Below are 12,368 nucleotides of genomic sequence, written 5' to 3' on the forward strand. Positions count from 1 at the left end.
GGTCGTGAAGTTGGCGATCCGATTCTGAATTAAAGGTTTTTAGATGAAAATGTGGAATGAATAAAAGACAGAATCATTATGCGAGGGAGGGACATCATGATGAGAACCGTATGTGTAACTGGAGCTGCCCGGGGATTGGGATTGGCTTTGACGGCACAGATGCTGAAGAGAGGGTATTTCGTGTATGCGGCCGGTCTGGACGTGGAAGATTCCGAGGGGATTCGTATGCTTGCAGAAGGATATCCTGACCATCTGCGCGCCATCGAACTGGATATCGCGGACGACCTGTCGGTAGCTCTGTTCACGGAGACATTGAAGCTGGATACGAATCATCTGGATATGCTGATCAATAATGCGGCTATACTAGGAAGTATTACGGATCATATCCGCGGGCCGTTGAATATGGCGGAGATGGCTGAAGTATTTAATGTGAACACCTTAGGTACACTGCGTGTGACTCATTCCCTGTTACCCCTCCTTCTTCAAGGACAGGTCAAGCTGATTGTTGATATCTCTTCCGAGGCTGGAAGTATAGAGCAATGCAGTCGGGATGGGTGGTATGCCTATTGTATGTCCAAAGCTGCTTTGAACATGCAGGCCCGTCTTGTGCACAATGGTCTGAAGGATGAAGGCGGACAAGTGATGCTTGTGCATCCCGGTTGGGTACAGAGTTATATGAGGGGCGAATTGGATGTTGCTGCGGATCTCACGCCCGAGCAATCTGCACAGCATATCGCAGTACTTATCGACCGCCATGAACAGTTTAAAGGAGATCAGCCCGCATATGTGGACTACAAGGGAGAGAAGCTCCCCTGGTAGTTGGTTTTATACAGTGAGGTGAACAAGAAAGGAGATTAATTGAATGGATCATCGTAAAAAAGCATTACTACTTGGCGATTATACACATCCGGATTGGCACCCGCTTCAGGGGGTGGATGCGGAGATAAGCCGAATTTTCCATGATACTATGACTGTGCAGTGCAGTGAGAATCGGAATATGCTGCTGCAAGAAAATATAACCGGATTTGATGTATGTATCTCATACATGGACGATTGGAAGGGGAAAGTCTCTCCTCAGCAGACAGCAGGTTTGTTGTCCTATGTAAGTAATGGAGGTGGACTGGTCATTATACATAACGGCATCTCGCTCCAAAATCGTTATGAACTCAAACAGATGATCGGTGCCAAGTTCCTGCATCATCCGGCTTATGCACAACTTGAATTCACCGTAACCGCGGAAAGCCATCCAGTGACGGAGGGCATTACGGGGTTTACGATGGAGGAGGAAGCATATCAGTTCGAGTTTGGTTCTTTTGCCGAAACGAAGGTATTGCTTGAATATCAATCTGAAGAAGGACCGAAGCCTGCAGTATGGGCACATCGATATGGTGTTGGACGTATTGTTTATCTGATGCCGGGTCACCATGTACCGTCTTTTGCACACGAAACGTACCGCAAGTTACTCCTGCAAGCAGGCAAATGGGCTGCTCGTTACGTCTGATTGGACAGACATTTTTGCATGCGGAGTATAAGGGGTATAATATAGAGATCAACGAAGAGGAGGATGACAAAAATGAGCGATTTGTTCAAAAAGGCGATCTCGTTAGGGCTTGGTCTTACTGTCGTAAGCAAAGAAAAAATTGAGAAAACCGTGGATGATTTGGTCAAGCGCGGGGAACTTGCACCCGGTGAATCCAAAGCTTTGGTTGAACGCCTGATGGAACGGGGCGATGAAGAGCAAGGCCAGTTCAAGAGAATGATTCAGGAACAGGTCAAGCGAGTGCTTCAGGAAGCTGGTGTGGCATCCGAAAGTGATGTAACCAGTCTGGAACAGCGCGTTGCCGTTCTGGAGAAAAAACTTGCCGAACTGGGCCACTCACCACAGCTTCAACCTGATGAATCCCCAGCTCCACTTGAAGTTCCGCCTCCTCTCAAAGGAAACGAGATCGAGTAGATGGCAGTGCGAATCAAACATGTCGGCAGATACCGTGAAATTGCCATGGCGCTCGTGCGTCATGGCTTCGGTTATATGGTCGAGGAGCTGGGCTTGTTCCAGCTACTGGCTCTGCCCAGACGGTGGATGTCGCGTGAAGCACACACCACCAAAACGCTGAGTGAACGCATCAGGCTTGTGCTGCAGGAGCTGGGGCCAGCTTTCGTCAAGCTGGGGCAACTCGCAAGCACAAGGGCAGATTTATTGCCTGAGTCTGTCATTCGTGAGCTGGTGAAGTTACAGGATCAGGTCCCGCCGTTCTCTTCCGAGACGGCACGGGGTATTTTGGAACAGGAATTGGATACACCGCTGGAGGAGATCTTTTCCCGGTTCGAGGATACCCCTGTAGCTGCGGCCAGCATTGGACAGGTGCATATGGGCAAACTTCGAAGCGGTGAGTCGGTAGCCATCAAGATTCAGCGGCCGGGTATATCGCGTATTGTGCAGCGTGACCTGGATATTTTGCGTGAGCTGACAGCCATGGCCGAGAAGCGCTGGGATTGGGTGAAGCAATATCAGATTCCGCAAATGGTAGAAGAATACGCTCAGGCATTGATGGCCGAGCTGGATTATACGGTCGAAGGCCGCAATACGGAAAAGATTGCACAGCAATACCAACAGGACAACAAGGTGAAAATCCCGACAATTTACTGGGATCAGACTTCGTCACGTGTGCTCACTATGGAGTATATCGAAGGTATCAAACTCAATGATCGTGAAGAACTGGTCAGACGCGGTCATGATCTGAATAACATTGCTGAGCGGCTGGTGGATTCATTATTGAATCAAATCTTTATTCATGGGTTCTTTCACGCTGACCCACATCCGGGCAATCTGATGGTATTAAAGGATGGACGTCTTGCTTTTATAGACTTCGGTATGGTGGGTAGTCTGAGTGATGAGATGAAACAACAGCTCGCTTCGCTTATTATTGGGTTAATGCGCAAAGATACAGACAGTATGATCCGAGCGATTGAGAAATTGGGCATGATGCCTGATGACATGGATCTGCGTGGGCTTCATGTGGATTTGGACAAGTTGCGTACCAAATATTACGATATTCCCTTTTCCAAGATTAGTGTGGGTCAGGCGTTGAATGACTTGTTCGGCGTAGCTCAGAGGCACCGGGTTGTCATGCCTGCGGATATTCTGCTGCTTGGTAAATCGTTGCTTACGATGGAAGGTGTAATCGAACATCTTGATCCTTCCCTGAGTATTGTAGATATGGCCGAGCCCTTTGGCCGTAAGCTGATCAAGGAGCGTTTTAGTGCCGGAAGAATCAAGAATCGGTTGTTCCGCAGTGCGGCCGATATGGCTGAGAGTGTCATTGGTCTGCCAGGGCAGTTAAGGCAGTTATCATCCATTATTAGCAAAGGCAAGCTGAGGCTGGAGATCAGTGTCCCTGAACTGGATGCCCTCATGCGCAGAATGGACCAGATTAGTAATCGGCTGTCCTTCAGTATCGTGCTGCTCGCCTTTTGTATCATCATGGTGGGCTTGATTATCGGTTCGTCCATCAGTCATCAGTCCACGATGCTGTGGGATATTCCGGTCATTGAGATTGGTTTTCTGGTGGCGATTTTGATGGTGGCTTTCCTGCTCTATTCGATATTCAAATCAGGAAGATTCTAGCATAGTATCACATGAACACCCGTAAAGAGACTTTCTTCAAAGGATCTTTGCGGGTTATTTTTTGTGAATAGAGAATTGGTGAGTAAATTATAGAAAGATTAAGATAATAGAAGAAAAGGTTCTGTTTTTTCGCCTTAACTGTATTAGTACATATCCGGTCCTGTGACTATAATAATAGGTCAGTACATTAACGGACCCGGTTTTTCTGAGAGGGGAAAACCTATGGGCATCAGGATCAGCTCCTGATGTCGCATGAAGTAAGGCAACTGAGGCAGTAATGGAACACCAGCGGTACACACTGGAACGGAAAAGACATGAGTGCATATTAACCCTTCAAAGCTATATGGATGGTAAATAATGGTGCAACTCAGGGATGAGCATAGGTGAATGACGCGGAGAGGAATCCGTTGTTTTGTGCTGTCCTGGGTAGATGGTTAGTGTGAACGGCTTCCGTTACTCTTCAGCAGGATGTCCATTATGAGGAATACACGTAGGAGGAACGGCAAAGAACATATGAACACTTTAAAACAACAATGGTTTGGCAACATTCGCGGAGACGTGCTGGCAGGCATTACGGTAGCGCTGGCGTTAATTCCGGAAGCCATTGCTTTCTCCATCATTGCAGGTGTCGATCCGATGGTCGGATTGTACGCTTCGATTACGATTGCAATTGTGATCTCGATTGCAGGTGGCAGACCTGGTATGATCTCGGCGGCAACAGGTGCCATGGCGGTACTGATGGTTGGACTCGTCAAGGATTATGGCGTGGAATATCTTTTTGCAGCGACGATATTGACGGGCATTATCCAGTTTCTGCTTGGCATATTTAAGGTTGGGCGATTTATTACGTTTGTGCCTCATTCGGTACTGACCGGATTCGTGAATGCATTGGCTATACTGATCTTTATGGCACAGTTAACCCACTTCACTGGAGCGAACTGGATCATGTATGCGATGGTAGCGGGTACGCTGGCGATCGTTTATATTTTGCCGCGGTTTTTCAAAGGCGTTCCGGCTCCGTTAATTGCAATCATCGTGATGACGATTATTACCTTGGTGTTTCATCTCGATGTAAGAACAGTTGGTGACATGGGAAATATAACGAGCACTCTGCCGATGTTCCATTTGCCGAATATTGCGTGGACTTGGGACACGCTGATGATTCTACTGCCTTATTCATTCACCATGGCACTGGTTGGTTTGCTGGAATCTCTGTTGACCGCAACCATCGTGGATGAGATGACCGAGACCAAGAGCAGCAAGAACCGTGAAGTGCGTGGTCAGGGTATCGCGAATTTTGTGAACGGTTTGTTTGGCGGGATGGGCGGCTGTGCGATGATTGGGCAGTCGGTCATTAATGTGAAGTCTGGCGGACGTGGAAGATTATCTACATTTACTGCGGGTGCGTTTCTCGCGATCCTGTTGTTGCTGTTTAGTGGTGTGGTGAAACAGGTACCGATGGGTGCGCTCGTCGGTGTAATGTTTATGGTGTGTATCGGGACATTCGACTGGAGTTCCATCAAAAATATTGCTCGCGTGCCGCGCGCGGAAGCCTTTGTCATGATTGTGACGGTGGCAATTGTGGTCTATACCCACGATCTGTCGATCGGGGTTATGGTCGGCGTTGTGCTCAGTGTGCTGCATTTTGGCTGGAAACAGACCAAGATTCGCGTACAGGCGAGCCAGGAGCAAGGGCAGAAGGTATACCGGGTTCATGGACCGTTCTTCTTTGGTTCTTCGTCCCGCTTTGTAGATGAGTTCGATGCAGAGGCCGATCCGAAGGAAATCACGATTGATTTCGGAGGGTCACATATCTGGGACAACACTGCGGTTGTGGCTATCGGCAAAGTGAAGTTCAAATATGCGAAGCTGGGCAAAACCGTGCACCTGCGCGGGTTGAACGAGGAAAGCTCCCGTATTCTTGAACGGAGTGGGTTTGCTACAGCGGGCGGGCACGGTTCGTAACTTGGTTGGACGAAGGTTGTTGTACAAAGGTGCAATGTCGAAACGTAGTTACGCAGACAAGGTGAAAAATGAACGGCTTAGTAAATCTGGAATTAAGGATCTAAAGAAGTAATAAGTAGTAGTAAAGTTATGAAGGCTACTGTCCTAAAGTAGTGGTGAGCAGACATGTGACATCCCTATGAAGTAGACAACATAACTTTTTATCAGCGGCGCACTTTTTCCCAATGTAAGTCGGGGAGAGGGCGTCGTTGTTTTTTTATTAGAGTGTGTGGTGTGTCCAGTGAAGAAGTAGAAGTAGAAGTAGTTCTGGTGGTAGTTCTAATGGTGGTAGTCCTAGTAGAAGTATAGGTAGTGTTGATTGTTTTTGGTTGATAATGTTGGTGTTGGTGTTGGTGTTGGTGTTGGTGTTGGTGTTGGTGTTGGTGTTGGTGTTGGTGTTGGTGTTGGTGTTGGTGTTGGTGTTGGTGTTGGTGTTGGTGTTGGTGTTGGTGTTGGTGTTGGTGTTGGTGTTCCTAGTTCTAGTTTTTGTAGTTGATGTTCTGGTTCTAGTAGCTGTTTTAGCTGTAGCTGATGTTATTGTGCTTAAGCTTGTGTCCTTCCCTGTGTGTAAACTCTAACGAACCTAGCACGTCTTATATGGGGGTATTTCATGTTTTCGTTATTTTAACGAATCACAGACATCTTATTATGCCAATGTTACTGATATTGAAGCCGTTTCGCAGGTATTTCCGAGTAATAAGGTGACTGGAGTTCGTTAGAAAATCTAAAGGGTTTTAATTGGCGTAATAGGGTGTCCTGGATTCGTTAGAATTAGTGGTACGTGAGAGGTTCATCGTTAGGGCTATTTTCGAACCGTGAGAAATCTTGATCCCAATGTACAGAGTCCCAGGTACCCTCAATTCCTGATACTTTCGCAAAATCGATTCCTTTTGATCTGTTTTTAGGATTACCTTTACAACAATTTATAGAATCATAGCAGCTATCTCAATCTCAACGATATCACTAAACTATCCTGGGTTTTGGACATAACGATCCATTACATCCTTCTCAAGGAGTATCATTAGAGACAGTGTACCCTGTTATCCCCTCCGCCTGACCACGTGCAGTTCAATCCTCAACCAATTCACAGAGTCATATTTCGAGCTAGCGTCTTGGCTTGTTCCACTCATCATTATTCTCAGAGGGGCTCCTATAGTTACTGTCAAAACCATCCTCAAACTCACTTGGTCGATACAGTTACGCTGATCTTGGGATTTTGTGCTACAAGTTAGGGTTGAGACGCTGTATCCCCTTTTGTTTTGCTTGACTAACGTGTAAACTACAGGGTATGGAGAAGAAGAGCAACGAGTGGATTGCTTTTTAAAAAATTCATTTCATAATCAGGATTGAACTAAGGAAAACTAGCCTTGATTGCAGAATTGATTACAGAAATACTGAAGTCATTATGAAATGGACTTATCTAAATGAATATACAGAGGTGTAACGATTGGCAAACTTTGAACAACTGGGCATTCGCCCGGAATGGTGTGAGATCCTGAAACATCAGGGCATCACCGTGCCGACTCCGGTACAGGAGCGTTCGATTCCGGTACTGCTGGGTGGACGCGATATTATTGCCGAGGCACAGACAGGCACAGGGAAAACGCTGGCTTTTTTGCTGCCGATTATTCAGAAAATTAACGTATCCGACCGTTCGCCGCAAGCGCTGATTATTGCGCCTACGCGTGAGCTTGCGCTGCAAATTACGGAAGAAGCGAAGAAACTCACGGCAAACGACGATAAACTGCATGTGCTTGCCGTATACGGCGGGCAGGATGTGGACAAGCAGCTGCGTAAATTGCAGAACGGTACCCAGATCGTTATTGGTACACCGGGTCGTCTGCTGGATCACCTGCGCCGTGGCACGTTGAAGCTTGATAATGTGAAAAAACTGGTGCTGGATGAAGCCGACCAAATGTTGCACATGGGCTTCCTGGACGATGTGGAAACGATTCTTAGTGAGCTTCCACATAAACGTCAGACAATGCTGTTCTCAGCAACGATGCCAAAGGGCATTCGCAACCTGGCGAAGACCTACATGAAAGATCCGGAAGATGTAAAAGTATCTTCCCAATCCGTTATCCCGATCAAACAGATTCGCCAGCAGGTGCTGGAATGTACGGATCGCGGTAAGCTTGAAGCGCTTCGCGGCATGATTGATACGTATCGCCCATACTTGGCGATTATTTTCTGCCGGACCAAGCGTCGTGCATCCAAGCTGAACCAAGATCTGCGTGAAGCCGGTTATGCAAGTGATGAACTTCATGGAGATCTGTCCCAATCCAAGCGTGAGAACGTAATGAAAGCGTTCCGCGATGCCAAACTGCAAGTGCTCGTTGCTACAGATGTAGCTGCACGTGGACTTGATGTTGAAGGTGTCACGCATGTATTTAACTACGATATGCCGCATGATGCGGAAAGTTATATCCACCGTATTGGTCGTACGGGCCGTGCAGGCGGTACAGGTCTTGCTGTAACGTTTGCAACAGAGCACGACAGACCGGAACTTGCACGTATTGAACAAGGGATCGACCAGAAGCTGTCCCGCATCCAGTGGACGAGCGAAGGTCCAATTGCTTCAACTGGAGCAGCTAGACGTTCCATCAACGGTCAAGGGGATGACGAACGTTCAGGCGGACGCTCTTCCGGAACGGGCAGTGCCCGTCGCGGTGCAGGCCGTAACGATCGCAGAGATGGCGGACGTGGGGGTCGTGGTTCCCGCGGCGGCGAGGGTGGTCGCAGTGAAGGCGGACGCAGTGGTGGTCGTAGCGGTGACCGCAGTGGCGACGAGCGCAGCGCAGGCCGTGGTTCCGCACGCAGCAGCGACAGCAGTCGTGGTGCAGCAGGCCAAGGTGGACGCGGTGCGGGTCGCAGTGGCGACGAGCGCAGCGCAGGGCGTGGTTCCGCGCGCAGCAGCGACAGCAGTCGCGGTGCATCGGGCCAAGGCGGACGCGGTGCAGCTAGCAGCGGCTGGGCTGGCCGTAGTGCCGACAAGCGCACCTCCGGGCGCAGCAGCGAAGGCTCTCGCCGTCCGGAATCCGCAGGACGCGGACCGGCGAAGGGCGACCGTCGCGATTCTCGTCGCGGACGGTAAAGCCTTGGCGCAAGCGGCGATATAGCCACAATTGCGCAGGCACCATGCCATGCCACAGGGTTTGGCATGGCACATATGAGAGGGTTCGGGTACAGATGTACCGAACCCTCAGATCAAGGGTCGCGACGGAACCACGTCGCGGCCCTTTTTCACCAGGACAGATGATCATTTCCGCTTATTCTTTTTGTCACCTGCGAGTGTCTGTTTGCGCGCCTGCTTGATCCATTGAAGATGCCATTTAGGTATTCCCCATCTAGTTTTTCTTTTTGTCCGTGTATTGCGCATAGCACTTGGCAGACTGCCATAAAATTCAAAACACCTCATCCTAGACCTAAGGATGGGGTGTTTTTGGATTAATTCTTATATCATTAGAAGCATAACCTTCGATCTGTGGTGCTGACTCGCATGCAGGGATGGATGAAATTGCATTCGTCTATATACAGGGAGTGAGTTTGCACTAAACTACGTTTTTCTTTCTCAATATATCATCCCTACAGCTGAACATCTGCGTATTGATCCCGATATTTCTCGTTATACACTCGACCTACCGACTCTGCCAATCCCCCTCGTGCCTTGCTCGGATAGCGTTCAATCGTGTGATAAAGTCTCATGAAGCGATCCTTGGGCATAAAGCGGGCGTAGCGGGTAATAAGACTAGGGAATAACTCAATATATTTGCTCTTGCGTACGGCAGCAGCAGCTACGGCTGTAAGTATCTGAATTCCATTGTGCAGCTGTAAAATGTTCACTTCATAGGTCGCGATATAACGAATCGCGTCTTCCCGGATCAAATCGGGCTTAAGCCGTGCGATCTCACCGATATAATCAGCCAGCAGCCTCTCGAAGCTGTGCAGCAGCAGTGGCTTGAGTTGCAGATCCATATCACTGCGCAGGACGAAGGATTGCAACAGCGCAACCTGTTGCAGTCGAATCCGGTCATTGTAAACGAGTGAGCCGATCTCGCGGAGCATCTCATAGGCAAGTGCTTCATCCTGCTTTCGGGCTTCGGCGACCAGAGCCCAGTTGCGGTTAATACCCTGGCGGATGAGTTCCTCATCCTGTTGCAACGTGCGCTTCAACTCGCGCTGCTGCTCTACCTCGAACGAACGTTTCTGCATGAAGATCAGTCCAGCCAGAAGCAGCAGGGAAACGCTGGCCGCCGCCATGGTCTGATCTATGGTTTCACCGAAGTAGGTGGCAGCTGTACCGAACAATAACGTAATGAACAGGTCGCGTGCAATGCGGCGTTTCACTCGGGAAGTCGCCTTTGCCTGAACAGAGTTCAGTGTACCCCGGCCACAGGCCGTGCACTCGTCTTCCCACAGGCAGGTGTACTGTCCGCAACGTGAGCAGACTTGCAACTTTTCATAGGCATAGGTCGTTCGATGAAATGGTCTTATGGATACAACTAGTTTAGTACTCATGCTTAATCACGCTCACCATTCAGAATAGTGTAGAGGGTACGATCCGTGTCTTCCCGGGATACCGGTTTCCGTCGATGAAGCTGGAGTGAAAAACCCTTTATAATGACAAAAAGAAACAATATGGCGAGGCATCCGTATGTAACCATAATCCGTTCCCTTCTATGGCTTGGTGAACAAGCGCTGTTATATTGCAGTTTGCTGGCAATAACTATATCATATTTCCATAGTTGGTACTTTTGTGCCAGTTACAGATGTAGAATCGTCGATTTTTGTCAGTCATTACAAAACTGTAACTCAAGATAGGGGTGCTTTTCAGAATTTGTTAGCAGACTGTTAAGATTTCCTTAAGGCTTGACGCCTATAATAAACTATTCCCATTTTAATCTCAAACGTGAAGGAGTACACCTAATGCTGCGGACATACAAAATACGCTGGCTCAGCGGAACTCTGGTTCTGCTGGCATTTCTAACGCTGTTGCTTCCTCAGGCGTTGCTGCCACAAGCAGCCGCTGCTCAGGCACAGACGAGCGGAATCGATGCGGTGCTTGTAGCCGATGTAAGTAATTCAATGAATACAAGTGACCGTGACAAGATCAGTAATGAAGCCATGAAAATGTTTATTGATATGCTGCCAGTCCAGGGGGACAAGGTAGGGATTGTCGCTTATACCGATCAGGTGGAGCGGGAAAAGGCGTTGCTTACGATTCAGTCCGATGCGGACAAGAGCAGCCTGAAAGATTTTATTGATCAGCTCGCCCGGGGGCCATATACCGATGTCTCAGTTGGTGTCGCCGAAGCCGTGAACATACTGAATCATGGTGCAGACCCATCCCACTCGCCGATGATCGTGTTGCTGGCGGATGGTAACAACGATTTTAATAAAACCAAAGGTCGTACGCAAGCTCAGTCCGATGCGGATCTGGCAAAGGCCGTTAAGGAAGCGCAGAACCAGGGTATTCCGGTATATACGATTGGACTGAATGCCGATGGCAAGCTGAACAAGGATGCACTCGCAGACCTGGCTCAGCAGACCGGAGGTAAATCATTCATTACCGATACGCCGGATGATCTGCCACAGATTCTGAGTGAGATCTTCGCCGATCATGCCAAACTGAATGTGGTGAAGCTGCCCTCTGTAACGGGAAACGGCAGTTATCAGGAAGTTACCGTGAATGTGCCGAATGACAGTGTATTGGAAGCAAATATTTCTATCATGTCTTCGAAGCCGGTGGAAGTGCAATTGACGGACCCTTCCGGACAAGCCGTCGATCTGAACTCGGATGCAGCCAAGCTCTCGACGTCGAAGAGTTACTCATTGGTGAAGCTGTTGAAACCCCAAGAGGGCGACTGGAAACTTCGGGTAAAAGGGGCTCCGAAAGACAACATCGATATCAACCTGTTGTTCAACTATGATCTTCAGCTCGTTGTGGACCCAATTAAGACCAAGTCCTATACCAAAGGGGACAAGGTTGATCTTGCTGCCAAACTGGAGAATGGCGGTCAGCCACTTCAGGATAATGATCTGTATACAGATATGAAGGCCACGCTGGTTGTGAAAGATGTAGATACAGGTAAAAGCGAGGAACAACCGCTGGAAAACACAGGTTCTGGTTTTGCCGGAACGTTTGAAGTACCGGACAATCATAACTATGAATTAGTCATCCGTGCGGAAGAAGACAGCTTCTACCGTGAAAGTGCGCCAATCACCATTAATGCGAGCGGAGCAGCCGGAAGCGGATCTCAACCAACAACGTCAGGCGGTGAACAGGACAAGCCGTTTCCTTGGTTACCTGTCATCCTTGGTGTTATAGTCCTGATCGTGGTTGGTGTTGGTGCCTGGTTCCTGATGGGCTGGCTGAAACGCAAAAACCGGGGATTTGTAGGTCAGATGGTTGTGGAGATTCGTGATGAGAACACAGGAGACAAGTCATATCCGCAATATAAAAAGCTGGTATCCTTCCGCGGCAGATTCCATCTGCATCAGTTGTTGCAACTGGACCCTGAGCTGAAGGAAACCGAAAAATATGTATTTACGCCCAGCAATGGGGACCGAATTATAATCCGTAACACCGCAGGCGGTACGCTGGAGAAATCCGGTCGTGCAGTCGATGCAAGCTCAGGCGTTGAACTGAAGAACGGTGACCGACTGAGCATCCCGCTGCAACAGGCGGACAAGACGATTTTGATTGAGTATCTGGTGTGAAGGATTATAGCTAAATGAA

At 48.7% G+C, this 12,368-nt stretch carries 9 protein-coding genes; 8 read left to right on the forward strand and 1 reads right to left on the reverse strand.

Annotation, left to right across the window (positions count from 1 at the left end):
- Positions 1–96 precede the first annotated feature (96 nt).
- From D829_RS0125940 to D829_RS0125970, 7 genes are all read left to right on the forward strand, one after another.
- Positions 97–819, forward strand: coding sequence for an SDR family oxidoreductase (locus tag D829_RS0125940; RefSeq protein ID WP_026081426.1), 723 nt, complete (start codon positions 97–99; stop codon positions 817–819).
- A 43-nt stretch (positions 820–862) separates the two neighbouring features.
- Entirely contained in the window at positions 863–1,501 is a 639-nt protein-coding gene (locus D829_RS0125945) for a ThuA domain-containing protein (RefSeq protein WP_017691835.1), read from the forward strand.
- Between the two features lie 72 nt (positions 1,502–1,573).
- Positions 1,574–1,954 carry a phasin family protein gene (locus D829_RS33555; RefSeq protein ID WP_017691836.1) on the forward strand — a complete coding sequence of 127 codons (381 nt, stop codon included), beginning with the start codon at positions 1,574–1,576 and terminating at the stop codon, positions 1,952–1,954.
- A complete protein-coding gene (locus tag D829_RS0125955) occupies positions 1,955–3,625 on the forward strand; it encodes an AarF/ABC1/UbiB kinase family protein (protein WP_017691837.1) in 1,671 nt (556 codons plus the stop codon).
- Between the two features lie 513 nt (positions 3,626–4,138).
- The gene (locus D829_RS0125960) at positions 4,139–5,590 is read left to right on the forward strand and encodes a SulP family inorganic anion transporter (RefSeq protein WP_017691838.1); all 1,452 of its coding nucleotides are present in this window, start codon (positions 4,139–4,141) and stop codon (positions 5,588–5,590) included.
- 358 nt (positions 5,591–5,948) lie between these two features.
- On the forward strand, positions 5,949–6,125 hold the full coding sequence (locus D829_RS33865; protein ID WP_017691839.1) for a hypothetical protein: 177 nt from the start codon (positions 5,949–5,951) through the stop codon (positions 6,123–6,125).
- Positions 6,126–7,076: 951 nt separating this feature from the next.
- Positions 7,077–8,723, forward strand: coding sequence for a DEAD/DEAH box helicase (locus tag D829_RS0125970; RefSeq protein WP_017691840.1), 1,647 nt, complete (start codon positions 7,077–7,079; stop codon positions 8,721–8,723).
- Positions 8,724–9,214: 491 nt separating this feature from the next.
- Here D829_RS0125970 and D829_RS0125975 read toward each other — a convergent pair whose 3' ends face one another.
- Positions 9,215–10,147: a hypothetical protein gene (locus D829_RS0125975; protein ID WP_026081427.1), complete on the reverse strand. Its 933-nt coding sequence runs from the start codon at positions 10,145–10,147 to the stop codon at positions 9,215–9,217.
- A 408-nt stretch (positions 10,148–10,555) separates the two neighbouring features.
- Between D829_RS0125975 and D829_RS0125980 the strand changes: the two genes are divergently transcribed.
- Complete coding sequence (locus tag D829_RS0125980) at positions 10,556–12,349, forward strand: vWA domain-containing protein (RefSeq protein ID WP_017691842.1); 1,794 nt, start codon at positions 10,556–10,558, stop codon at positions 12,347–12,349.
- Positions 12,350–12,368: the final 19 nt, after the last annotated feature.

This window comes from Paenibacillus sp. PAMC 26794 (assembly GCF_000316035.1).
Taxonomy (GTDB): Bacteria; Bacillota; Bacilli; order Paenibacillales; family Paenibacillaceae; genus Paenibacillus.

What these genes read in the sequence shown, in the direction of transcription:
- D829_RS0125940 (WP_026081426.1), top strand. Translation starts at nt 97, where the DNA reads ATGATGAGAACCGTATGTGTAACTGGAGCTGCCCGGGGATTGGGATTG.
- D829_RS0125945 (WP_017691835.1), top strand. Translation starts at nt 863, where the DNA reads ATGGATCATCGTAAAAAAGCATTACTACTTGGCGATTATACACATCCG.
- D829_RS33555 (WP_017691836.1), top strand. Translation starts at nt 1,574, where the DNA reads ATGAGCGATTTGTTCAAAAAGGCGATCTCGTTAGGGCTTGGTCTTACT.
- D829_RS0125955 (WP_017691837.1), top strand. Translation starts at nt 1,955, where the DNA reads ATGGCAGTGCGAATCAAACATGTCGGCAGATACCGTGAAATTGCCATG.
- D829_RS0125960 (WP_017691838.1), top strand. Translation starts at nt 4,139, where the DNA reads ATGAACACTTTAAAACAACAATGGTTTGGCAACATTCGCGGAGACGTG.
- D829_RS0125975 (WP_026081427.1), bottom strand. Translation starts at nt 10,147, where the DNA reads ATGAGTACTAAACTAGTTGTATCCATAAGACCATTTCATCGAACGACC.
- D829_RS0125980 (WP_017691842.1), top strand. Translation starts at nt 10,556, where the DNA reads ATGCTGCGGACATACAAAATACGCTGGCTCAGCGGAACTCTGGTTCTG.